This window comes from Arcicella rosea (genome assembly GCF_014204325.1).
Lineage (GTDB): Bacteria > Bacteroidota > Bacteroidia > Cytophagales > Spirosomataceae > Arcicella > Arcicella rosea_A.
Genome location: NZ_JACHKT010000001.1, coordinates 18,508 through 40,545 on the forward strand (window position 1 = coordinate 18,508; position 22,038 = coordinate 40,545).

The window sequence follows — 22,038 nt, forward strand, 5'->3', positions numbered from 1 at the left end:
TTCAACGCCAATGATTGACTTCAAGGTGTTCTATAAAATTTAGTTTTTACAGTTGAAATCGCTAAATAATGAACGTATTTAAAGTATTTTTTACGTCTTACGTACTCTATGATATATAATACTTGATAAGGCAATCGGCAAGTATCTGAACTTTCACTTTCATTTTATTAATTTGGTTAAAAACCTAATTAACAAAGTACTAAGCAAAATACTCAAAAAAAATCATATTTATTTTTTAAGATTAAATAGTATTAAAATTATTGTATCATTGAGGTACAATGATAATTGAACCTTTTTATCTTACCAAATTTTTCTTTACATTTATCAAAATTTCGCTTAAACATCTCAAAAAAGCTTATGAGTAATCTAATTAGTGCTGTTGACTATCTTCCAGGCATTTCGATTGATTGCGTGATTTTTGGATTTCATGACAATCAATTAAAAATATTATTATTGAATTTTAAAAGTACAGACTGGTTAGCTGTTCCGGGTGGATTTATCAAAGAAAGTGAAAATTTAGAAGAAGCAGCACAAAGAATTTTAGAAGAACGTACTGGTTTGACGAACATTTATTTAGAACAATTTCATGTATTTGGTGATAGAAATAGACGTGACGATGAAGTAATGAAATCTGCAATGGCGGCTGGTGGAAATATTATTGAGCCTGATCATTTTTTGATGCGTCGCTTTATTTCGATTGGTTATTATGCTTTGATAGATTTTACGAAAGCAACGCCAACACCAGATGTGCATTCAGATACTTGCGAATGGTATGATATTGAAGAAATTCCTACTTTAATTTATGACCATTCATTAATGGTATCAAAAGCTTTAGAAACTTTGCGTTTCTTTCTGGATGAAAAACTGATTGGGTTTAACCTTTTACCAGAAGTATTTACGATGAATGATTTGCAGAATTTATACGAAACTATTTTAGATAAAAAGTTACTCCGCACTAACTTTCAACGCAAAATGTTAAGCTTGGGAATTTTGGAAAGATTAGATAAAAAAATGACGGGAGCAGCCAATAAAGCACCTTATTTGTATAGATTCACTGGAAAGTAATTTACTCACTATCATAAAAGAGAACAGGCTTGCCGTAGAACAGCAAGCCTTTCTTTTTTCAATCAAAAACACAACTTTACGTGTGTTCCAGATTGCCTATATTTTTAGAGAAATAATACTTAATTACTCCTTTAATTTTATTCTTTACCGAATTCACCTACTGCTCTGATTTCAATGTCTTCACTTACTACTGCTGATGGCATTCCGCCTACGCCGAAATCAGTACGTTTGATAGTTCCTGTTAATTTAAACCCAGCAATTGGCTTTTGAGTTCTGTTGTTTTTACCAACACCGTTCAAAGTTAAATCTAGCGTTACAGGTTTAGTTACTCCTTTGATTGTTAAATTACCCGCTAATTTAAATTTTTTAGCATCAACTTTCGTGATAGAAGTACTTTTGAAAGTCAATTTTGGAAATTTCTCAGCATCAAACATATCTGCTTTTTTCAAATGACCATCTCTCATGTCATTATCAGTAGCAACACTTGCAATATCTGCTGACAATTCAAAAACAGCATCTGTAAAATCTTCTTTTGATGAAGTAATTGTTGCATCAAAAGTTTTGAAATTACCATCTACTTCTGAAAGCATTAAATGGGTTACCGTAAAACCAACTTTAGAGTGAGCTTTATCAACATTCCATTTTTGAGCAAACGATGATGTCACTGATACAACAATTGTTGTTACTAAGATTGCTATTTTTTTCATTGTTTTAGATTGATTAGATTGGTTTACTTTAACGTTTAAAATTACAAATTTTATTCTTAATTATTCGATTCTCCACCTTTTACATCATCATTTTTAACAGATTTCGACTTTTTCTGTTCAACAAACTTCATATTACCAATCTTATAACTAAATGTTAATTTGATATTTTGGTTATAAATATTATTCACACTTATTTGGCTAAACTGAGCGGTATTCAACGTTGAAGTCATCGACATTCCTCCAAAGAAATTCTCTGCTGCTAAGCCAATACTTCCCTTTTTGTTGTTAATATCTTTCTTTACACCAACAGAATACATTCCCATTCCACTTTGTGAACCTTGCAATTGTACTTGGTTTCCACGGTAACCACCAAATGCTTGAACGCCCCAACCGTTATTTAATTGTATTTGTGACGTAATTCTTCCTGAAATTACTATTCCTGAATTATTAATCAATGAATAACCACCTGTTGCATTAGCTGCTTGTCCTTCTAAATAATTGTAATAAATATCTATTCCTCCGTTCAACGACCACTTCGGAGTGATAAAAGTATTTCCGAAAATATTCGCTCCGTAAGTTTGTTGCTTACCGATATTTTGGAACGTTGTAACAATCGCTCCAGCAAGAGTATCAGAAGGAGTACTAATTCTTACAATTGAATTGTTCGTCTGGCGACCGAATACCGATACATTCAAATACGTTCTATTGATATTTTTACTCAAACTTAACTCAACATTATTAGTAACTTCTGGTTTTAAGCTTGGATTACCAATCGTAATGTTTTGTGCATTTGAAGCATTGAAGTTCGGATTCAATTGTTGTAAACCCGGACGTTGGATACGATTGTTGTAAGCCAATTTCAAAGTTGCACCACCTAAACTTTTAGAAATATTAATACTTGGCACCAAATTTCCATAAGATGGAATATTGATTGAATTCTTATCAGTTGTAGCATCAATCGTTGTGTATTCGTAACGTGTTCCAACTTTGAAAGTATATTTATTCTTGGTTGAATAAGTATAAGAAACATATCCCGAAGAAATCATTTGCTTATAATTCAACAAACCCGCAGGATTGTTTGCATCTGTACTAAAACCACCTGTGCTTCCAGCATATAAATATTGATAGTCGCTATCTACTTGACGAGTAATGCTTTTTAAGCCTACTTCAAACATTTGGTTTTGTTTGATTGGCGTTTGATAATCTGTTTGAACTGTAATCTCACGGTTAGTATTACCATTAATGTTTCTCTGACGGCTCAATAACTCACTAGCACCATTCAAAATATTAGCGTCAAAATTATTGGTCAAATTGTTTTGACTGAATTGTGTAGAAATCGACCACTCTTGTTGTGGTTTAAAAGTCTTTATATAATCCAAATTCACATCTACTGAATTGGATAAATCTTTACTGTCAACGTCTCTATAAGAAGTAGAACTAAGGTAATTATCTAAAAACAGCTTTGTTAAATAATTCTGGTTACGCTCCATATTTCTTGTACCAAAAGCCACTGAAGCATTAAGTGACTGACTTTTCGAAATTTCATAGTCGAAACCTAAATTATATCTTCCAAAAAGTCCATTATCTTTTGCATCAGAACTTTGTTGTGTTAACTGGCTGACGCCATTTCTTACAGAAGATTGTTCTAAAGTAGTACCTGCTTTATTGTAGGATAATCTTCCAAAACCGCCCAAAGTAACTCCTAATTTACCACTACGATAACTTCCGTTTAAGCCTAAGTTTGAAGCACGAAGCCCAACGCCTGAATCAACATTCAACGTCAAACCTTCAATAGATGATTTTTTAGTAATGATATTGATAATCCCCGCCGAACCTTCAGCATCATATTTAGCTGATGGCGAAGTAATTACTTCTACCGTTTTGATTAAATCAGCAGGAATCATTTTTAAAGCATCAGCAATACTACTTGCTACGATGGTAGAAGGTTTGTTATTAATTAATACTTTAATATTTGTTGTTCCTCTTAACGAAACGTTTCCATCTAAATCTACCGAAAGCATGGGTACTTTTTTCAAAATATCCGAAGCGTCTCCGCCTTTTGCCAACATATCTTTTTCAGCATTATAAACCAAGCGATCTACTTTTTCTTCAATCAATGACTTTTCAGCCGTAACCGTTACTCCATCAAGTAATTGTGAGATGGGTGTTAATTTCAACACGCCTAAGTCAATATCTTTCCCTTTTTCTACTTTGATATTATCGATGGTTTTACTTTCAAAACCGATGAATGAAATCATTAATTTATAATCCCCAACAGCTACTTTCGTTAATGAAAATTTTCCTTTTTCATCAGCCATTGTTCCATCAACTGGCTTTTTCGTAGTAATATTGATTAATGAAATATTGGCAAATTCTACCGCATTAGTAACCGTTGAGTCAATGATAAAACCTGAGATTTTAGAGTTTCCTTTAGGAGTATTGATTTCAAAACTTGGTGTAGCTTGTTGAGTAGTTTGTCTTCTACCATTTCCATCTCCACCACCTCCATTTGGTGGCCCTCCGAATTGGGCTAATGCGATTTCACTGCTTGTGAAAATGATTAGGAATAATATTAATAATTTTTTCATCGTCGTAAAATATTTGATTTGTATCGAAAACGCTTTTGATTTTTTGGTCTTTGTGAATTTCCTGCTACAAAACAAGTACAATAAAATGAAAGGAAAATCAGCGATAGACAATCTGGGAAGGAAAATCGACGAGTCGGACTCATGCACGATAAAGAGGAATTGTCGGGATTTTGAGGAGAAGTATCGGATAAAATAGTTGACTTATCCAATAGTTTAGACAATTAAACTAGTTCTGTATCCTCAAAAGAGTATATATAAGTTTTTTTACAGAAATTTGATTTGTACTTATACCAAACTGATTATTATTCATTATAAAAATATGCAAGCTTATATCCAACGAAATAGAATTTTACTGATACACTTGTCTTTCTGGTGTGTGTATTTTTCTTTCTTTTATTATCAAGTTAGTTTCACCAAGCCTGGTGAGGAATCCGATTTAGTAGATGCTTTGGTAATTTCCTTACTTCATGTAGGTTTTGTAGCGTTGGTCGCTTATATCAATTACTTTATTTTTCTCCCACGCTTTTTAAAGAATAAAAACCTAATAGCTTATTTGTTTGAATTCCTTCCACTATTTGCTATTCTGATAACAGCTTATGTTTATGTAAAGAGGTTTCAGATGGCTCATAATATCCATATCGGCTACTTCTATACCACAAAGTTTGTCATTCAACATTCGGTAGGAACATTTTTCATTGTCATTTTCGTAGGGATGTTAAAGTTTGCAGAAGATTGGTTGGAGTTAGAAGCCAAAAGAAAAGAAGTAGAAAACGAAAAGCTTACAGCGGAACTTACTTTCTTGAAAGCTCAAATCAATCCGCACTTTTTGTTTAATACGTTGAACAATCTGTACTATTTAGCTTTTACCAATTCGCCAAATACTACCGAAGTAATTGCTAAATTATCACAAATGATGCGTTATATGATTTATGATTCCAATCATGCAAAAGTATTGTTGAGCAAAGAAATTGAGTACATCGAAAATTATATAAGTCTTGAAAGACTACGTTTGAACAACCAAATTCCAATTAGTTTGGAAATTGAAGGAAACATCACACAAGCACAAATTGTCCCTTTAATTCTGATTACTTTTCTGGAGAATGCCTTCAAGCATGGTGTCAGTAATAATTCTACCGATGCTTTTATTGCTATAAAATTATTGGTGAGCAATGAGTCTTTGATTTATACGGTAGAAAACAGTAAATTGAAGTCTTCCAATCATGAAAAATCGGGTATTGGTTTAAGAAATGTTAGTCGTAGATTAGATTTAAGCTACGCTAACAAATACCAATTAGACGTCGAAGACGGAGAAACGGATTATAAAGTAAAGCTGACACTTTTGATTTAGTGGGCTTTAATTGTGAATTGTGATTGAGTGAATTAGTGATTTTAATTAAAACATTATTCCCTTATTCGCAATTCGCTCAATCACAATTGAAATAATCACTCATTCACAACTCATAACTCACAATTAAAAAAGATGCCCCATACTTGTATCATTGTTGAAGATGAACCTTTGGCTCGTAGTTTAATGGAAACTTACGTGAAGAAAGTGCCGTACTTACAATTAGTACAATCTTTTTCAGACCCATTAAAAGCCTTAGATTTTCTTAGAGATAATACGGTTGATATTCTTTTCTCGGATATACAAATGCCCGAGATTACAGGCATTACTTTGTTGAAGATTTTACAGAAAAAGCCTTTGATAATTCTTACAACGGCATATTCTGAATACGCCATAGAAGGCTATGAATTAGATGTATTGGATTATTTATTGAAACCCATCACCTTTGAAAGATTCTTAAAATCTGTAGAAAAAGCTTCTTTACGATTGAATACTACCGTTCCTAATCAACAACAGCCACAAGTGCCTGTTATACAAGAAAAGGTAATCAAAGAAGTAATCATCAACCAAGCAGATGCAACACAGGCTTTTATTTTTGTAAAAGATGGCACAAAACTGGTAAAGATTCGCCTATCTGAGATTATGTATATTGAAGGCTTGAAAGATTACGTAACTATTTATACTACTCAGCAAAAAGTAGTGGCTTTACAAACTTTGAAAGCTTTGGAAGCTCAATTGCCAGAAACACAATTCGTCAGAATACACAATTCATATATCGTTGCTTTAGAATGGATAGAATCTATTCACCGAGAAAAAGTACAAATCGGCAAAGTATTTTTACCGATTTCTGATACTTATAGAAAGGCTTTTAAGGAGTTTATTGAAAGATGATGCGGATTTGAAGATTTGAAAATGATAGATTTGAAACATCCTATTTCATTTTCAAATCTTCAAATTTCCAAATCATCAAATTGTTATTTAAGAAATTCCTCAAACCATCTACCCGATTCCTTCACAGTTCTTTGTTGCGTTTTAAAATCTATGTGAACTAAACCAAATCTTGGTATATAACCTTCTGTCCACTCGAAATTATCGGTGAGTGTCCAAGCCAAGTATCCATTTATATTTACTCCTTCCTGTTTGGCTTTCAAAATATGTTGTAAATAACTTTGATAAAAAGCTACTCTTTCGCTATCGTTTATCTTTCCGTCAATTAATTCATCTTTAAAAGCCGCACCGTTTTCCGTCACCATGATTTGTTTAATGCCTTTGTATTCACCAAATTGTTTCAAAATATTATACATTCCATCAGGCGATACTTCCCAACCTAAATCCGTTACAGTATCAATTTTTCTGGTTTTTGGTTTTACTTCAAGGGCTTTCAAATATGGAATCCAAAAGGCACTTTTCACTACCAATTTAAAATAATTCTGTACGCCAATAAAGTCGAAATCAAAAGCTAATTTCTCCATATCGCCAGCATGAACGTACTTTTTCATCATATTTTGTAGAAAAGGCAACTCATGCACAGGATAACCCAAACCCAAAGTAGGTTCAAGAAACAAACGATTCAACAAAGCATCAATGCGTTTGGCAGCACGTTTATCATTGTCGCTATCGGTAAAAGGCTCGATAAATGAACACGAAAAAGTAGTACCAATCACTGCTTCGGGTACATTTTTGCGGATAATTCTTCCACCTTCGGCTTGGCACATGGCTACATGATGCACGGCTGGCAAGAAGTTTCGCATTCCCAAACGACCGGGTGCGTGATAACCCGTCATATAACCCAAACCTGTAAAACCTGCGGGTTCGTTTAGCACTAACCAATACTTTACTTTTGAGGCAAATTCACGAGTAACAACTTCGCAATAATCCGAAAACCATTCGATAATATCACGGTTTGTCCAGCCACCTTTGTCTTCTAAAGTCTGTGGTAAATCCCAATGATACAAGGTAACGTAGGGTTCTAAACCGTTCTCTAAGCAACAATCTATTATTCGGTGATAAAACTCCAATCCTGCATGATTTACTTTGCCTGTACCGTGGGGTAAAATGCGAGTCCAAGCGATAGAAAAACGAAAAGTATTGAAATTGAGCGACTTTGCCAGTAAAATATCCTCCTCGAAACGATGATAGAAATCGCAAGCTACTTTAGCGTTTTGCTTATCTTTGATTTTATTTTTATGAGAAAACTTATCCCAGATAGATTCGCCTTTACCATCTTTATCCCAAGCACCTTCGTTTTGGAAAGCAGCCATGGCTATTCCCCAAGCAAAATCTTTCCCGAAAGCCTCTTTTGAAAATTTCTTTTCTTGAACGATTGAAGTGGGCGACAAACTAATATATTGATTCTCTTGCATTTAGACCTAAAATTTTGGGTTGCAAAAGTAAGTATAAAAATCGTTATTGTTATGTTAAATTTTTTGGAGGGGAAATTAGGGTGTATTAAACTGATTGAGAATGCACACTCTTTTTGATTTTAAGCTTTGGGAAATCCTAAAACAGAGTAAAAAAGCTATGAGAAGAGTTCCTCTTCATTATTTTTCAATATCTCACTATTAATCTTATCCTTAATTTTTCCAATGGTTAAAATATCTTTAGCAAGTTTAAAAACTTCTGTAGTTGCAAGGACAGGAAAACCATCATTATTGACTTGAAAATGTGGCTCGGAATTCCTAATCGCATACTGAATAAGAATCGGATGTTTCCGAGGATTAAAGCCTCCTTTAACTATTTTACCTACAAATGACTTCCATTTATTAGATACTTCTAAGCCTTCAAAATCTGGTTTACTTTTTTCTTGGTGATAATATAACCACACCTCAAAACACGGATTACTTTGAGCAATATTCCAATTCATTAGCTTATCACAATAGGCTCTTAAATCTATTAATTGTGGTTTTCGGCTATTAGTATTGTCTTCGTCTGTGTCTAAGACAATCCACACCTTATCACCTTCTCGATAATCATATTTAGGTTCTAAATTTTCATCACTTTTTATCAGAGAATTTTGTGCTAACAGCCATAAACCTTTAGGAGAATTATCATCACTTGAATCTAATTCATGTACAATAAGGTTTAGTCTTGAATCAATACCTTCGAAGTACTGAAAATACTTAAATTCTCTATCTTTACCTTCACAAAATATGTAGATTTTTGTGGCACTTCTTTCTGGTTCTTCTCGTTCAAACGGTCTGTTTCGTAGTAACATTATGATGCCAGTTTAAGTCTTGTAAATTTCCTAAGAAAGGGATAGAGCCGTATCTACCATTTAAATACCCTTTTTGAATATCAATTGTTTTATGTTCTTTAAAAGCACTTAACGAATATAAATCTGTACTTCCAGTATCATCTTTTTCTGCAAACCAAATTTCATCTATTCTAAAAATCTCTTGATCTAACAAATTCGACTCATGAGTTGTGAATATGAGCTGTCCTTTAGTTTCAGTATCTAACGAGAATTTCTTCACTAACTCTTTAATCAACAGTGGGTGAATGCTTCTTTCAATTTCATCAATCACATATACTTTATTGTCACTGATTAGCCCTTCAAAAGCAGGGGTGAAATCTAATAGTCTGGTAGTTCCATCGGATTCTTCATTCATATCAAAAGTAGCAATCATTGATGATTCACCTTTATGGCTAAGCTGTATTCTCTTTACAAAAATCTGGTTATTTTCTTTGACAAAATTTAATTCATCACCATTATTTAGGCGAGCAGAAACTACTTTATTTTCAGATTCATCTATTTTCTCTCTAATTCTCTCAAGCTCATCTTGGTCATTTTTACCAAAGTAATCTTCTATGGGTATCTTCTGAATTGATAAGCCTGTGATGCCAATATTGAAAGAACTCATAATTACATCGACAAAGTTTTTAAATTTATTATCTAAATCTATTCTTTGTGGCAAAGCTGTTGCTTTAGTGTCAGGTTTGATGATCTTCAAAGAGTTTTCAAACCATCCGAATGCTTTTTTTATAATTTTCAGATTTTCATTATCTCTATTCGCAAGTAATTTTAAAATAGGTTTGTTTGGCTTAACAAACTCTTGTAGTAAAACTTCTTTTATGATTTGACTCCTTTCATCTTTCTCAAACTTTTCTGAAAACTGAATACTTGTTTTTTCAAAAGAATCTGTTTTTCGTTCATAAATTAAAACGTCTTCCTTTACTCCCAATCCGGATTGATATAGCTCTTCTGTTGAAATAATGCCATTTATTATCTCAACACCATAGTAAAAAGTAATATCATCCTGCATAAATTCAATGGCAATTAACTGAGGAGTATCTGATTTATTCTCTTGAAACTTGAATTGTCCATTTTTTAATTTTGATGGAATATGTTCTTCTAAAACCAAATATTTCAGCATAGCCAACCCATGAATAAGATTAGATTTTCCAGCTCCATTAGCCCCATATATAGCAGATAGTTTCAATACCTCAAAATCTTGAAATTTATAGATATGTTCTTTCAGAGTCCCTAATCGTTTGTTAGGAAATAGATTAAACTCTTTCTGTTTACCGAAAGACAAAACATTATTTAATACAAATCTGATTAGCATATTCGTGAAATTTTCACGCAAATTATATTGTTTTGATTTCTTATCCTATCATTATCAAGAATTTGATAATACATTTTGAATTTTATGAGATGCAATTGGCTTTTATTTATGGTTGAATGAATCATAAAAACAACTGTACCCTCAATTGAAGCTGAAATTTGTATTTAATAAATCGTTTTATTCGCTTCATTCTCAAGTGCTATCTCTTTGTCTTCAATGTCATTTTGTACTTTATCAATAATGTAAACTAAAATCAACGCTACAATATTTATGGAGATAATGACTGAATTATCGCTTGCATTAAAGTTGAGTGTATTTTCAGCAAGGGAAAAACCTGAGATAACTTTTAATGTTTCGGTATAACTAATGCCTAACGATAACATGATACCTGCTACAAACTTAAAAGTGATGCCAGAAAGCGTAAAATTAAAGACTTGTAATACTTGACTAAGCAATGAAAATTGTAAGCCTTTGTTGTGTTTTCCTTTTACAAGTAACTGCCCACTATACACCGACAAAGCACTAACAGCTAAACAAAATATCGAAAGAATTGCTATTGTTTGATTAATAACATTGGTTTGTGATAGTTGATAAATGGCAAAGCCAATGGATGTAATACCTCCTATAATTTGATAATAACCAATGCTGTTGAGAATTATTTTTTGGTCTTTGTTAAGTTTTGTTTCCATAATATTTCGATTGCTTGTATGAAAGTTGTTGACTATTTACTGTACGTAAAATCTATTCAAAAAGATTGGCAAATTTAATAATAATTTTCTTCATCGTATAGTCTCTAATACTACTTATAAGTAATAATACTGTAGGTTATATCCTGACTTCTGAAAATTCATGATAGTTTTTACTTATTAAAAAACCTAATACCTTATAAATAACCAATAATCAATTAGCTAAAACTATAGTTTGATAAACTTATCTTTTTACAAATTACTTGTTTCAATTTTCATAAATCACTCAAAGAGTTAGATGCTTTAATAGAATTTTAGTCATTGATATTTTATTTATTTTTAATCAGCATTAAATAAATCAACTGGCACAGTTGAGTCTGTTCATTAAACTATGCCAATAAATTTTTTAAGTAGAAAGTGTAATCTTGTCCTAGTTCAATGTTTTGGAAGTATCGTCGCAGTAATTTTGAGACAAGAAAACAAACAAGACGATGGACAGAAAGACTTTCATACAAAAAGGAATTACAGGTACAGGTATTTTTGCAGCTTCTGCTGCTTTGGGAAATGTTATTAAAAACGATATTGATGAGTTGAAAGAACTTGATATTATTGGTTTCAACCATATTCCAAATACACCTTCTAAGATTTTAGAAAATTCTGTTTTTCATAAAGCTGATTCTCGTGGACATGCTAATCATGGTTGGTTAGACAGTAATCATACTTTTAGTTTTGCCAATTATTACAATCCTGAACGTATGCACTTTGGTGTATTAAGGGTTTTGAACGACGACCGTGTTGATGCAGGAAAAGGTTTTGGAACGCATCCGCATGATAATATGGAAATTATTTCTATTCCTTTAGAAGGGAATTTAGAACATAAAGACAGCATGGGAAATGTGGCAGTCATCAAAAAAGGAGACATCCAAGCAATGAGTGCAGGTACGGGCATTTACCATTCTGAATATAATGAAAGTAAAAATGATTTGGTGAAATTTCTACAAATTTGGGTTTTCCCGAACAAAAAGAATATTACTCCTCGCTACGACCAAATTACTTTAGATGTTAATGACAGACATAATAATCTTCAACAGATTTTATCACCCAATCCAGAAGATGCAGGTGTTTGGATTCATCAAGATGCTTGGTTTCACTTAGGAAAATTTGATGAAGGTTTTGCCAAAACATATCAAATCAAGAAAAAAGGAAATGGCGTTTATGCTTTTGTATTGAGTGGAAGTTTTGACATTGAAGGTTTTACGGTTGCTCAAAGAGATGGTTTTGGTGTTTGGGATATTGATCATTTGCAAATAAAAGCAAATAGTCAAGATGCGGAAATTTTATTAATGGAAGTACCGATGTCGTTATGAGAAAATTCGAAATATTAGTAATCGGAAGGAATGTTGATATTCATGAAACGGTATTGAGATTAATCAACAAAAATGAAGCTTGGCAAGCTACAGGTGCTTTGACCGACGAAGAATCGTGCAGACTATGCAAGGAAAAAAGGTATGATATGGTTCTGTTAGGAAGCGGAATAGAAGAGGCATCTGAAAATAAATTGAGAGAATACTTTCAAAGTATCAATCCTAATTTACCCATAGTTCAGCATTACGGAGGAGGAAGTGGTTTATTATACTGCGAAATTATGCAGGTTATTGAAAAGCTGAAAGAAATTAATGAAAGGTGATATAAAAATCACTAATTCACTTAATCACAATTATACTAATCTTTTTCAATCTTAATATTCTTAGCATCAGCAGGATTCATTACACGTTTAATACCCATGAATCTTTTCTGGTAATAAGCGGCATCTAAATAATCGTAACGAACACCACCGTTCCAAGCTGAGTGAATAAACTTAATATATTTGTCGGTTACTTCGGTAACTATTCCGACGTGACCGACTCTCTTCCCTTTGGCATTGTGTCCTTTAAAGAAAATTAAATCACTAGGCTGGGCTTCAATTCTGGAAACAGAGTAACCCAATAGACTTTGAGCAGCACTTCCATGCGGTAAAATCATCCCAAAGTTTTTAAAGCAATAGCGAACAAAACCAGAGCAATCAAAACCTTTTTTGGAAGTTCCACCTGAGCGATACCTCAGATGAAGGTGGTCATTAGCGAAGTCAAGGAGATTATTTACTGTACCGAAAGTGAATTGATTAGACTTCTTGTGGGTCGAATCGGAAGGAGTAAATTGTCCAAAAGAAACAAATTTAATTCCAATACAAAAGATGGTAAATAAAGCTTTTTTCAGCATAATATTGGGTATGATGTCTGAGTTCAGTGTCTAAATTAGTTAAAAAAGTTCAAAAACGAAAACGTTTATCTTTATTTTATCCAATTGTCGATAAGCTTTTAACTGATTTTTAAAGATTATAGTATATCAAAATTGATAATTCATCTTGAAAATGCTGAAAGATTTTACCTTCAAAAGAGTAAAAATAGGAATAGAAGCCATTGAAATTTTTGTTATATTTACAAGTATATCATCCTTTAGAACTCATGAAAGTTGACTCAACAAATAAGCCATATATTTTCAAGAAAGTAAAAACCTATTCCGCAGAAGAAATCATTGCAGCTGGAGGCACGACTGCTTTTGGGAAGTTGACGGGGCATACGCCAGAACGTTTAAAAGATATGCCAGTAGGAGAACCTTTAACAGAAGAAGAATATAAAAAAGCACTGAAGACGTTAAAAAACAGATAGATGAATTTACTGTTCGACACCAATATCATTATCTCAATTGCCCGTTCGACAAATCCAGTGAGAGCAGTTGAACTATTAAATCCAAATGCTGAAGTTATTTATATCTCAATTGCGAGTATTGCTGAAGTACAATCTATCGCTTTTCAAAATAATTGGGGAAGTGTTAAGTTGACTTCTTTAGAATATCTTTTCAGTAATGTTACTGTAATAGAATTGACAGATATATTGATTGATTCTTATATCAATATCGACGCATTCAGTCAAAGAAATCATCCAAGTTTTCAAGAATTCCCTCATAAAACATCCAGAAATATGGGTAAAAATGACCTTTGGATTGCCGCTACAGCCTCTTTGTTAAATTTAACGCTAGTCACTACAGATGCAGACTTTGATCATCTCAATAATTACTTCCTCCAACGCTACAAACTAGAACCCAAAGACCTACGGAAATATCTTGCCAATTGAGTTGTTCTTCTGAAAGTATAAATCTCAATTTCTTTCTTGGTTACTTCTTCTAAAGTATGTAAAAAAATACTGGCTGTTTGTGCTTGCCAAGCTTGAAAAGTGTTAGCAATACTTTGGTGCTGAGGAAGGTATTCAATAAAACGAGAGAAGTTAAAAGTAGTATCAGCAATGCCAGCACCAGCACGTTCGCCATCTAAAGCATTAATTTGTTGTTCAATATGGTTTGGGACAGGAACCATCATGATAGGTTTTCCTAAATACATTGCTTCACAAACAGACTCAAAACCTGCAGTACAAACTAATCCTGCACAATTTTGCATCATATTCAAAAACTTATCGGCATTTACTTGGTGAAAAGTAAGGTTTTCATGACAATTCCATTCATTGCCAAACTCACGATTGTTCCAAAAGCAATGTACTTCCACATTTCTGTGTTCTGCATGCCAATTGATAATATCTTCGGCTAATTTATGGTGTGTAATGTAGGCTAGAAAATAAGGTTTTGTAGTAGGTTGTAAGGCTTTTACTTCTTCACGCAAAAGCGGAGGAGTTACCACAATATTGTTAGCATTATCTTCGGGCATTTCTACAAAAGATAATGCTAGTTTTTTTGTTGAATTTAGAGAGGTAAGATGGGTGTTGAGGTTTAATAATAAACGGTCTATTTTTTTATCAGATAAAGTAATAAATTGATTGTGAAGTAATAAATACTGATGTCCAACACAAACAACTGGGATATTCGGGCGATGAAATTGTGCATACAATCCACAAATAATATCATAAAAATTCACGATAACATCTGGGCGATGAGTATTAACTTCTTCTGCTAAATATTGAATACTCTTACGATACTTGCTAAATTTTAACAAATGTGTTTTAATAGTATCCCAAACTTTCACCGCTTTGGTTTGTCCGTAAACTAAACTTGGAGCAGCAAAAGTATTAATCGGAGCGTTTATTTTATCTGTAAAGAAAGTTGGTAAGTTACGATTGTCTTCCATGCCAACCATTACAGAAACCACTTCATGCCCTGCGGCAGTCAGGATTTCAAAAAGAGAAATAGCCTGTGTTAAATGTCCACGACCTTCTCCTTGCACGACGAATAAATACTTGCTCATATTGGTTGTATGTTAAGAGATACTCATAAAAATTCCTTTGGCAGTTTTCATTGCCTCGGCATCTATTACTTCATCTGTTACTTCTTCTTCTAAATCCAGTGTATTTTGGAGTAAATAAAGTAAATCCCAATTACCTTGGTAGTCTTCAACCAAAGCCGTTAATGATTCTACCCAGTCGCCCGAATTCATATAGGTAATATCTTGAATCAAACGAATGTCTGGTTTGTGGATATGTCCACAGATAATACCCTCGCAATGATTTGCTTTGGCTAATTCGATGAGTTTTTCTTCAAAATCCGAAACATAGTTTACCGCTTCTTTTACTCTTTGTTTAATTTTCTGAGAAAAAGAATAATAAGCAAAACCTCGCCACTTACGGTACTGGTTATATAGTTTATTGGTAGATAAAAGGAAATTATAACCAATATCGCCGAGGTAGGCGAGCCACTTCATTTGTGAAGTAACCGAATCAAAAATATCTCCATGAGTAATGAAGAAGCTTTTTGAACCAGATTGTAAAATATAATCACGTTGAACGATAAAGTATTTTCCTAATTGGAAAGGAATGATTTGGTCTAAAAAATCATCATGATTACCTCTCAAATAAATTACTTTGGTATTATGATTTTCAATCATTTTCAAGACAGTTCTGAAAAAAGCAGTATGTTTTTTCTTCCAAGAACCACCTTTTTTCAGTTGCCAACCATCAATAATATCGCCATTCATGATTAAGGTTTCGCAGGAAATACTCTTCAAGAAAGCTGTTACTTCTTTAGCTTTTGAACCTTCTGAGCCTAGGTGAACATCAGAAATGATGACGGTTTTATATTGCTTTGGCGTTTTCATAATCCAAAGTTGTTATTTTACTTTAATAAGATGGTTGCCAGAATATTAAAGGATTGTTAAGGATTAGTTTCTTGAAAACAAATAACCTACTCCTTTGATAGTACGGATATAATCTTCTCCGATTTTTTCACGAATCTTGCGGATGTGTACATCAACAGTGCGTTCTGTAACGTGAATGCCTTTTCCCCAAACACTAGAAAGGATTTCGTCTCGGGTATAGACTTTATTAGGGTTACTTACAAAGAACATCAACAAGTCGAATTCTTTTTTGGGTAAAGTCCAAGAAGATTCTTTTACAGCAATAGAGTAATTCTGGCGATTGATGATTAAATCCTCCAAAACCACTTTTTCTTCTTCTAAGGTTTCAGCAATATTTCGCTGGAAAACAGCTTTGATTCTGCTAATTAAAGCCCTAGGCTTAACAGGCTTGATGATATAATCATTTGCACCAATATCAAAAGCAGCGACTTCCGAATATTCCTCTGTTCTGGCGGTCAAGAATATCAGATAAGTATTCTTCAATTCTTTAGATTGTTTGATGATTCTACCAGCTTCAATACCATCCATCACGGGCATCATAATGTCCATCAGAATCATATCAGGCAAGAAATCTTGAGCTACTTGAATCCCTTGAAGACCATTTTCGGCTGTACGGATTTGAAAACCTTCTTTTTGTAGGTTGTATTCAAGTAATTCTAGAATATCTGGGTCGTCGTCAACCAATAAGATTTTCAGAGATAGGTCAATCATTTTTTATAATCTTAAAAAGTTTGATAAATTTTAATCAAACTTACTGCCCTAAGATTATCTCAGTGTTAAGCTTGAATTATGTTTTCTTTATGTTTATTATGAAACAAACATAGATGTCATAAACCAAGTAAAATTGCGTTGAAAAACGCCTAGATAACGTCCTACTTTTTGCATGAGATGATTTGTTTTAATTTACGCCACAAAAATAGTTTTCTAATATAATCATATCATTAACAGCACTTTACGTTTTTGTAAAAGAAATTATTCGTACTAAAACTTAATACATCCATAATTATTTGATAATCATTAAAGCTTGTAACGTCTATTATTTTCGATTTCTAATATTAACCATGAAATCATGTCAGCCCAAAAACTTATTTTCCTTTATTCTGATTCCACTTTCACACCGTGGAAAGAAAATATTTTCGGAAGTACCATTGCTACTTTCTTGAAAGCTACACCCGACAGTTATTATCCTTATGTAACACATTTTGTGGGTTTTACGACAGAGTTTGCTGATTTCTTAAAGCAATTCGATGTGGTTTTTAATGTATGTTATGGTTTCGGAGAAGCAGGTCAGGCGGATATTGCCCGTTGGTTAGATAGCCATGCTATCAAGCACACTGCTAGTACTTATGAAGTACAAATTTTAGCGAAAGACAAAATGAATCTTCCACAAATCTGTGAAGAAATACAAGTAAAAACACCTCCAATTATCGAACTCAGCGATGTCGCTTCTTTAGAATACGAACGCTATATTGTAAAACATCGCATGGGAAGTTTGCATTTGAATATGTTGGTTTTTGATGCTTCTGAAATACCTTATCAGACTTTGATGGAGAAAGAGGACTACATTATTCAACCTTATATTACAGGGCGTGAATTTACAGTTGGGGTAATTCCGAATGAAGATGGAACTGATTATATGGCTTTATCGCCTTTAGAGATTCGTCCTGATGATAACAGAGAAGTATATATAGCAGGACAAGCCTATGGAGTAACTGAAAAAATCTTAAATCCAGCGTTGGAAGAAAGTATCCGTCAGGAAATTATGCAAAAAGTTCTGACTTTACACAAAACCATGAAAATTAGAGGAATGTCTAGAACAGATATTCGTATTCATAATGGTGAAATTTATGTGTTGGATATTAATACAATGCCCAATTTAGATGCTCGTAGTTTTTTGCCGAGTATTGCTTTGAATGAAGGTATTGATTTGAAAGAACTTTTCCGTAGAATTTTATTGATGACTCAATCAGCGTTTAGCTATGAACTACGAGCTGTAAGTTATGAGCTTTGAGCTGTGAGCTGTGAGCCTTGAGATTTTATTTTAGCCTTGAAAAGTTAGTTATGAGACTTTCGCTGTAAACCTTTTAAAAGTGAGTATTTAAGTTGATAATTCAAAACTCATTGCTAAAAACTCATAGCTCATTGCTCAAGGCTTATAGCTTATTTACAATTCCTTTACATTTCATCAGTAAAGTTTACAAAGGCTTAATTGTCAGACAACCAATAGCTTATCTTAAAAGGTAATCTTTGCGAAACCAAACTGAAATTAGATGCAAAGACGTGATTTACTTCGCCAGATGGGGCTTGTTGCTGGCGGTTTATCCATTCCGAATTTTGTAAAAGCAAAAGAGCAAACAAATACTCCGAAAAGAGTTTTAAGAGTAGCTCATATTACAGATGTACACATTGAGGAAGCGATTCCTTTGGTAAATTCTTCAAAAGGTTTTGCTAAGTGTTTGCATCATATTCAAGATGTTATAAAACCTGATTTGATTATCAATTCTGGAGATTGTGTGATGGATGCCCATAAACACAGAAAAGGGAATGTAAAAAAACAGTGGAATTTATTCAATGATGTCCTGAAAGCTGAAAATTCTTTACCTATTTTTCATAGCGTTGGTAATCACGACATTTGTTGTGAAGGTGATAGCCAAACTAGCTTTGAAGATGGTAAAAAATGGGCTATGGACGAAATGGGAATTGACAAACGTTATTATAGCTTTGATAATAAAGATTGGCATTTTGTGATGTTGGATAGTGTTCAGAAAAAGAAAGATGGTTCTTGGTACACAGCCAATGTTGATGAAGAGCAATTTGACTGGCTGAAAAAAGACCTTAAAGTTTTACCAGCCAATAAACCAACGATGGTTATCTCGCACATTCCTATTTTGGCAGCTTGTGTATTTTTTGATGGAAACAACATGAAAGAAAAAGATGGGCGTTGGGAAGTACCAGGTAGTTGGATGCACACTGATTCCAAACAATTAGCTGAACTTTTTCATGACCATAAAAATGTAAAACTGGCTGTTTCAGGACATATACATTTAAGTGACCGTGTGGATTATAATGGTGTTTCGTATTGTTGTAATGGTGCTGTTTCGGGTAGATGGTGGTTTGGAAAATACCAACATACCGAAGCGGGTTATGCAGTAATTGATTTATACGACGACGGTTCGTTTACTAATAATTATGTGAGCTATTAGTTGTAGTTGTGAGTTAGTGAATTGTGAATTAGTAAATTATCAGGTATAATCTAATAGATTTTTCTTGAGAATAATTTGTAGCGGTAACCCTTGCGGTTACCGTTTGGCAATTGCTGAAATAAGAAACGGTAACCGTAAAGGTTACCGCTACAAGTATTCTTCTTATTAATATTAAAGCTTATTTTTTATTGCCAGAAAATAATATAGTCTATGACTTAATAACCAAATTATTCTTTAGACCAAAAGCATTCACTAATTCACAACTCACTCAATCACAATTACTTCAAATACCCATATTCAATAGCAAGCTTGATAAGTCCTGCTACGTTTTTTACTTCAAATTTTGCTAATAAATTACTTCTGTGCGTTTCTACGGTTTTGTCGCTGATGAAAAGTGTTGTGGCAATTTCTTTTGTGGTTAAACCTTTTCCGATAAGGTCAAGTATTTCTCTTTCTCTTCTGGTAAAACGAATCTGATAAAGGCTTTTTTCTTGTTGTTTTTGTCGAGTTAATCCCCTCATGATGATATTCATCACTTCTTCACTTTGGTAGGTATTACCTTCGTAAACTGTTCTAATGGCTTTTTGTAATTCTTCCGTACCAGTGTTCTTCAAAATATAGCCCGAAGAACCATTTTTAATCATTTTCGTGATAAAGCTTTCATCATTATACATCGACATCGCCAATACTTTTACTGTAGGATAATTATCTGAAATATACTTACAAACATCCAAGCCACTGTCTTCGCCAAGGTTGATGTCTAACAAGACTACATCAATGCTATTTGCAGCTAAAAAAGTCTTAACTTGTTCAGCTGTTTTGTAAGCACCAACTACTTCAAAATCTGAAATAGGTGATAACAATGAAGCTACTCCCTCTGTGAAAATTTTATGGTCATCAACTAATAAAATGCGTATCATTACGTGATTAATATTTGGCAAATGTATATTTATACTAATATGAAGAACCTCCTTTTATCTCCTAAAATAACAATATTATTTTTGCTTCTCAAGGTTTCTTTTGCAATTTCCCAAGATGAGTACCCTAGTTTAAGTAAAAACTATACTAAAACTCAATTAGACCAACTGCTACAAAAATATCAAAACAAAAAAGATACGCTTGGGCTTGCCTATACTTATTGGAGTTATGCCAAAAGTGAAGAGAAACAGTACGGACTCAATTATTCTCCGCTTACGAACCTCCGTAAAAGTATGGAGTGTTTTTTAATAATGAAAGATTCCGCTAATTTTTACAATATTCGAGGTGCTTTGGGTTCTTACTTTATGGATAGACCTTTTATCAAAGAATACGCAAAAGAATACATTACAAGTGCTGTTGATTATTTCAGAGTAAAAAATCAACCAATTAGTGAAATTGGACATTTAGTGAATTTAGCCAATATTGATATTCACGAGAATAATTTTAAAAACGTAAAAGAAATTCTTGATAGGGTTGAAATGCTTAACAAAAAAGTAAAAGATGAGGCATACGAAGGAAGACTTCATTCTTCTTATTCAGATTATTATTATCGTATAGCAAACTACGACGAGTCGCTGAAACATGCTGAAATAAGTTATAGAATAGGTAAAAAATTACAAATTGATTGGTTGGAGGCTCTTTCTCTATATGTAAAATCTAAATGCTTAGATGCACTTGATAATCAAGAAGAAAGGTTGCAAGCCTTACTAGAAAGTCAAAAAATTGTTGAAAGCAATAGCATTTTGTTACCATTACAAAAGGAAGTGTATTATGAAACACAAAACTATTACTTCAAACAAAAGAATTTCCAGAAGGCTTACGACTTTATGAATAAGGCTAGAAAAACTACTGAAGAAATCTATTTCTCTAAAATGGAAAGCGATGTTCGTGCTTTTAGCGAATATAATTTGCTGGAAAAACAGCGTATGGTAGTTTCTAAAATTGCTTTAGAAAAGAAACTTGCTGATATTGAATTAGATAAACTTTTGATTCGCCAACAAATGTATATAGTCTTGATTATTTTGGCGATTCTTTTGATTAGTGTGCTGGCTTATGCCTATTTTAGCCGACAACGCTTCAATCGTTTGGATGCCGAGAAAGTAAAGAAAAATATTCAAATCGAAACACTTCGTGCTTTGATTAACGGACAAGAAATTGAAAGACTTCGCATCTCGCAAGAACTTCATGATGGCTTAGGTACTTTGTTGTCCAGAATTAAATTCCAGACTGAAAACATCAATACTTCTAAAGACCAAATTGCCGAAATGATAGACGATGCCTGTGCTGAAGTTCGTATTATTTCAAGTAATTTACAACCCAATGCACTAACACAATTTGGGTTAATTCGTTCGATTGATGATTTGATTTTAAAACAAAACAGTACTTCACCGAATATTATCTTTCAACATTTTGGGAAAGAATTTGAGATTTCGCCTGAAAGTAGCTTGATGATTTTTAGAATTATTCAAGAATTGATGACAAATGCCCTCAAACATGCTGATGCTTCTGAAATCCTGATTCAGCTTGTTTATCAAGAAGAAAGAACCTTGACAATTACGGTAGAAGATGATGGAAAAGGCTTTGATGATAGCAAAGCCCAACCCGAAAATAATGGCTGGAACAATATTCGCTCAAGAGTAAATTATTTGCATGGCATTATTACTTTACATTCAGAACCTACGGCTGGTACTTCTGTAACGATTTCAATTCCTTTTGTTTGATAAA

21 protein-coding genes are annotated in these 22,038 nt (G+C 33.2%); 10 read left to right on the forward strand and 11 right to left on the reverse strand.

What is annotated here, in order from left to right:
- Nucleotides 1-357 precede the first annotated feature (357 nt).
- Nucleotides 358-1,065 carry an NUDIX hydrolase gene (locus tag HNP25_RS00055; protein WP_184128229.1) on the forward strand — a complete coding sequence of 236 codons (708 nt, stop codon included), beginning with the start codon at nucleotides 358-360 and terminating at the stop codon, nucleotides 1,063-1,065.
- A gap of 137 nt (nucleotides 1,066-1,202) precedes the next feature.
- Here the strand turns inward: HNP25_RS00055 and HNP25_RS00060 are convergent, their stop codons facing one another.
- Nucleotides 1,203-1,772, reverse strand: a complete 570-nt coding sequence (locus tag HNP25_RS00060; protein ID WP_184128232.1) for a YceI family protein — start codon at nucleotides 1,770-1,772, stop codon at nucleotides 1,203-1,205.
- A gap of 56 nt (nucleotides 1,773-1,828) precedes the next feature.
- The gene (locus tag HNP25_RS00065; protein WP_184128235.1) at nucleotides 1,829-4,360 is read right to left on the reverse strand and encodes a TonB-dependent receptor; all 2,532 of its coding nucleotides are present in this window, start codon (nucleotides 4,358-4,360) and stop codon (nucleotides 1,829-1,831) included.
- A gap of 319 nt (nucleotides 4,361-4,679) precedes the next feature.
- Between HNP25_RS00065 and HNP25_RS00070 the strand changes: the two genes are divergently transcribed.
- Both HNP25_RS00070 and HNP25_RS00075 read left to right on the forward strand, forming a co-directional pair.
- The gene (locus HNP25_RS00070; RefSeq protein ID WP_184128238.1) at nucleotides 4,680-5,708 is read left to right on the forward strand and encodes a sensor histidine kinase; all 1,029 of its coding nucleotides are present in this window, start codon (nucleotides 4,680-4,682) and stop codon (nucleotides 5,706-5,708) included.
- A gap of 132 nt (nucleotides 5,709-5,840) precedes the next feature.
- Nucleotides 5,841-6,596 carry a LytR/AlgR family response regulator transcription factor gene (locus HNP25_RS00075; protein ID WP_184128241.1) on the forward strand — a complete coding sequence of 252 codons (756 nt, stop codon included), beginning with the start codon at nucleotides 5,841-5,843 and terminating at the stop codon, nucleotides 6,594-6,596.
- An 83-nt stretch (nucleotides 6,597-6,679) separates the two neighbouring features.
- On the opposite strand, the gene HNP25_RS00080 is transcribed toward HNP25_RS00075, so the two are convergent.
- From HNP25_RS00080 to HNP25_RS00095, 4 genes are all read right to left on the reverse strand, one after another.
- On the reverse strand, nucleotides 6,680-8,068 hold the full coding sequence (locus HNP25_RS00080; RefSeq protein ID WP_184128244.1) for a GH1 family beta-glucosidase: 1,389 nt from the start codon (nucleotides 8,066-8,068) through the stop codon (nucleotides 6,680-6,682).
- A gap of 155 nt (nucleotides 8,069-8,223) precedes the next feature.
- On the reverse strand, nucleotides 8,224-8,919 hold the full coding sequence (locus tag HNP25_RS00085) for an RloB family protein (RefSeq protein ID WP_184128247.1): 696 nt from the start codon (nucleotides 8,917-8,919) through the stop codon (nucleotides 8,224-8,226).
- Nucleotides 8,894-10,270: an AAA family ATPase gene (locus HNP25_RS00090; protein ID WP_184128250.1), complete on the reverse strand. Its 1,377-nt coding sequence runs from the start codon at nucleotides 10,268-10,270 to the stop codon at nucleotides 8,894-8,896. Before HNP25_RS00090 ends, HNP25_RS00085 begins: the two co-directional genes overlap by 26 nt.
- Before the next feature lie 164 nt (nucleotides 10,271-10,434).
- Nucleotides 10,435-10,959 carry a hypothetical protein gene (locus HNP25_RS00095; RefSeq protein ID WP_184128252.1) on the reverse strand — a complete coding sequence of 175 codons (525 nt, stop codon included), beginning with the start codon at nucleotides 10,957-10,959 and terminating at the stop codon, nucleotides 10,435-10,437.
- A gap of 488 nt (nucleotides 10,960-11,447) precedes the next feature.
- Here HNP25_RS00095 and HNP25_RS00100 point away from each other — a divergent pair, with 488 nt between their 5' ends.
- Entirely contained in the window at nucleotides 11,448-12,323 is an 876-nt protein-coding gene (locus HNP25_RS00100) for a pirin family protein (protein ID WP_184128255.1), read from the forward strand.
- Nucleotides 12,320-12,643, forward strand: a complete 324-nt coding sequence (locus HNP25_RS00105; RefSeq protein WP_184128258.1) for a hypothetical protein — start codon at nucleotides 12,320-12,322, stop codon at nucleotides 12,641-12,643. Before HNP25_RS00100 ends, HNP25_RS00105 begins: the two co-directional genes overlap by 4 nt.
- Before the next feature lie 35 nt (nucleotides 12,644-12,678).
- On the opposite strand, the gene HNP25_RS00110 is transcribed toward HNP25_RS00105, so the two are convergent.
- Nucleotides 12,679-13,215 (reverse strand): C40 family peptidase, encoded by a 537-nt coding sequence (locus HNP25_RS00110; protein WP_184128261.1) that lies wholly within the window; start codon nucleotides 13,213-13,215, stop codon nucleotides 12,679-12,681.
- Between the two features lie 245 nt (nucleotides 13,216-13,460).
- Between HNP25_RS00110 and HNP25_RS00115 the strand changes: the two genes are divergently transcribed.
- Nucleotides 13,461-13,664: a hypothetical protein gene (locus HNP25_RS00115; protein WP_184128264.1), complete on the forward strand. Its 204-nt coding sequence runs from the start codon at nucleotides 13,461-13,463 to the stop codon at nucleotides 13,662-13,664.
- The gene (locus tag HNP25_RS00120) at nucleotides 13,665-14,129 is read left to right on the forward strand and encodes a type II toxin-antitoxin system VapC family toxin (RefSeq protein WP_184128267.1); all 465 of its coding nucleotides are present in this window, start codon (nucleotides 13,665-13,667) and stop codon (nucleotides 14,127-14,129) included.
- On the opposite strand, the gene HNP25_RS00125 is transcribed toward HNP25_RS00120, so the two are convergent.
- From HNP25_RS00125 to HNP25_RS00135, 3 genes are all read right to left on the reverse strand, one after another.
- Nucleotides 14,084-15,247, reverse strand: a complete 1,164-nt coding sequence (locus HNP25_RS00125) for a glycosyltransferase family protein (RefSeq protein WP_184128270.1) — start codon at nucleotides 15,245-15,247, stop codon at nucleotides 14,084-14,086. The two genes, HNP25_RS00120 and HNP25_RS00125, sit on opposite strands and share 46 nt — an antisense overlap.
- A gap of 12 nt (nucleotides 15,248-15,259) precedes the next feature.
- Nucleotides 15,260-16,093 carry a UDP-2,3-diacylglucosamine diphosphatase gene (locus HNP25_RS00130; RefSeq protein ID WP_184128273.1) on the reverse strand — a complete coding sequence of 278 codons (834 nt, stop codon included), beginning with the start codon at nucleotides 16,091-16,093 and terminating at the stop codon, nucleotides 15,260-15,262.
- A gap of 63 nt (nucleotides 16,094-16,156) precedes the next feature.
- Nucleotides 16,157-16,843, reverse strand: coding sequence for a response regulator transcription factor (locus HNP25_RS00135; protein ID WP_184128276.1), 687 nt, complete (start codon nucleotides 16,841-16,843; stop codon nucleotides 16,157-16,159).
- Between the two features lie 358 nt (nucleotides 16,844-17,201).
- On the opposite strand from HNP25_RS00135, the gene HNP25_RS00140 reads away from it, so the two are divergent.
- Together HNP25_RS00140 and HNP25_RS00145 are read left to right on the forward strand one after the other, a co-directional pair.
- The gene (locus tag HNP25_RS00140; protein WP_184128279.1) at nucleotides 17,202-18,143 is read left to right on the forward strand and encodes an ATP-grasp domain-containing protein; all 942 of its coding nucleotides are present in this window, start codon (nucleotides 17,202-17,204) and stop codon (nucleotides 18,141-18,143) included.
- A gap of 259 nt (nucleotides 18,144-18,402) precedes the next feature.
- The gene (locus HNP25_RS00145; protein WP_184128282.1) at nucleotides 18,403-19,335 is read left to right on the forward strand and encodes a metallophosphoesterase family protein; all 933 of its coding nucleotides are present in this window, start codon (nucleotides 18,403-18,405) and stop codon (nucleotides 19,333-19,335) included.
- A gap of 278 nt (nucleotides 19,336-19,613) precedes the next feature.
- Here the strand turns inward: HNP25_RS00145 and HNP25_RS00150 are convergent, their stop codons facing one another.
- Nucleotides 19,614-20,255: a response regulator gene (locus tag HNP25_RS00150; RefSeq protein ID WP_184128285.1), complete on the reverse strand. Its 642-nt coding sequence runs from the start codon at nucleotides 20,253-20,255 to the stop codon at nucleotides 19,614-19,616.
- A 39-nt stretch (nucleotides 20,256-20,294) separates the two neighbouring features.
- On the opposite strand from HNP25_RS00150, the gene HNP25_RS00155 reads away from it, so the two are divergent.
- Nucleotides 20,295-22,034, forward strand: coding sequence for a sensor histidine kinase (locus HNP25_RS00155; RefSeq protein WP_184128288.1), 1,740 nt, complete (start codon nucleotides 20,295-20,297; stop codon nucleotides 22,032-22,034).
- Nucleotides 22,035-22,038 lie beyond the last annotated feature (4 nt).

Bases quoted from the DNA above. Each gene is read 5' to 3' on its own strand.
- HNP25_RS00110 (WP_184128261.1), bottom strand. From the start codon at position 13,215: ATGCTGAAAAAAGCTTTATTTACCATCTTTTGTATTGGAATTAAATTT.
- HNP25_RS00060 (WP_184128232.1), bottom strand. From the start codon at position 1,772: ATGAAAAAAATAGCAATCTTAGTAACAACAATTGTTGTATCAGTGACA.
- HNP25_RS00100 (WP_184128255.1), top strand. From the start codon at position 11,448: ATGGACAGAAAGACTTTCATACAAAAAGGAATTACAGGTACAGGTATT.
- HNP25_RS00095 (WP_184128252.1), bottom strand. From the start codon at position 10,959: ATGGAAACAAAACTTAACAAAGACCAAAAAATAATTCTCAACAGCATT.
- HNP25_RS00080 (WP_184128244.1), bottom strand. From the start codon at position 8,068: ATGCAAGAGAATCAATATATTAGTTTGTCGCCCACTTCAATCGTTCAA.
- HNP25_RS00130 (WP_184128273.1), bottom strand. From the start codon at position 16,093: ATGAAAACGCCAAAGCAATATAAAACCGTCATCATTTCTGATGTTCAC.
- HNP25_RS00140 (WP_184128279.1), top strand. From the start codon at position 17,202: ATGTCAGCCCAAAAACTTATTTTCCTTTATTCTGATTCCACTTTCACA.
- HNP25_RS00090 (WP_184128250.1), bottom strand. From the start codon at position 10,270: ATGCTAATCAGATTTGTATTAAATAATGTTTTGTCTTTCGGTAAACAG.
- HNP25_RS00055 (WP_184128229.1), top strand. From the start codon at position 358: ATGAGTAATCTAATTAGTGCTGTTGACTATCTTCCAGGCATTTCGATT.
- HNP25_RS00075 (WP_184128241.1), top strand. From the start codon at position 5,841: ATGCCCCATACTTGTATCATTGTTGAAGATGAACCTTTGGCTCGTAGT.
- HNP25_RS00145 (WP_184128282.1), top strand. From the start codon at position 18,403: ATGCAAAGACGTGATTTACTTCGCCAGATGGGGCTTGTTGCTGGCGGT.
- HNP25_RS00150 (WP_184128285.1), bottom strand. From the start codon at position 20,255: ATGATACGCATTTTATTAGTTGATGACCATAAAATTTTCACAGAGGGA.
- HNP25_RS00155 (WP_184128288.1), top strand. From the start codon at position 20,295: ATGAAGAACCTCCTTTTATCTCCTAAAATAACAATATTATTTTTGCTT.
- HNP25_RS00135 (WP_184128276.1), bottom strand. From the start codon at position 16,843: ATGATTGACCTATCTCTGAAAATCTTATTGGTTGACGACGACCCAGAT.
- HNP25_RS00065 (WP_184128235.1), bottom strand. From the start codon at position 4,360: ATGAAAAAATTATTAATATTATTCCTAATCATTTTCACAAGCAGTGAA.
- HNP25_RS00115 (WP_184128264.1), top strand. From the start codon at position 13,461: ATGAAAGTTGACTCAACAAATAAGCCATATATTTTCAAGAAAGTAAAA.
- HNP25_RS00125 (WP_184128270.1), bottom strand. From the start codon at position 15,247: ATGAGCAAGTATTTATTCGTCGTGCAAGGAGAAGGTCGTGGACATTTA.
- HNP25_RS00085 (WP_184128247.1), bottom strand. From the start codon at position 8,919: ATGTTACTACGAAACAGACCGTTTGAACGAGAAGAACCAGAAAGAAGT.
- HNP25_RS00105 (WP_184128258.1), top strand. From the start codon at position 12,320: ATGAGAAAATTCGAAATATTAGTAATCGGAAGGAATGTTGATATTCAT.
- HNP25_RS00070 (WP_184128238.1), top strand. From the start codon at position 4,680: ATGCAAGCTTATATCCAACGAAATAGAATTTTACTGATACACTTGTCT.
- HNP25_RS00120 (WP_184128267.1), top strand. From the start codon at position 13,665: ATGAATTTACTGTTCGACACCAATATCATTATCTCAATTGCCCGTTCG.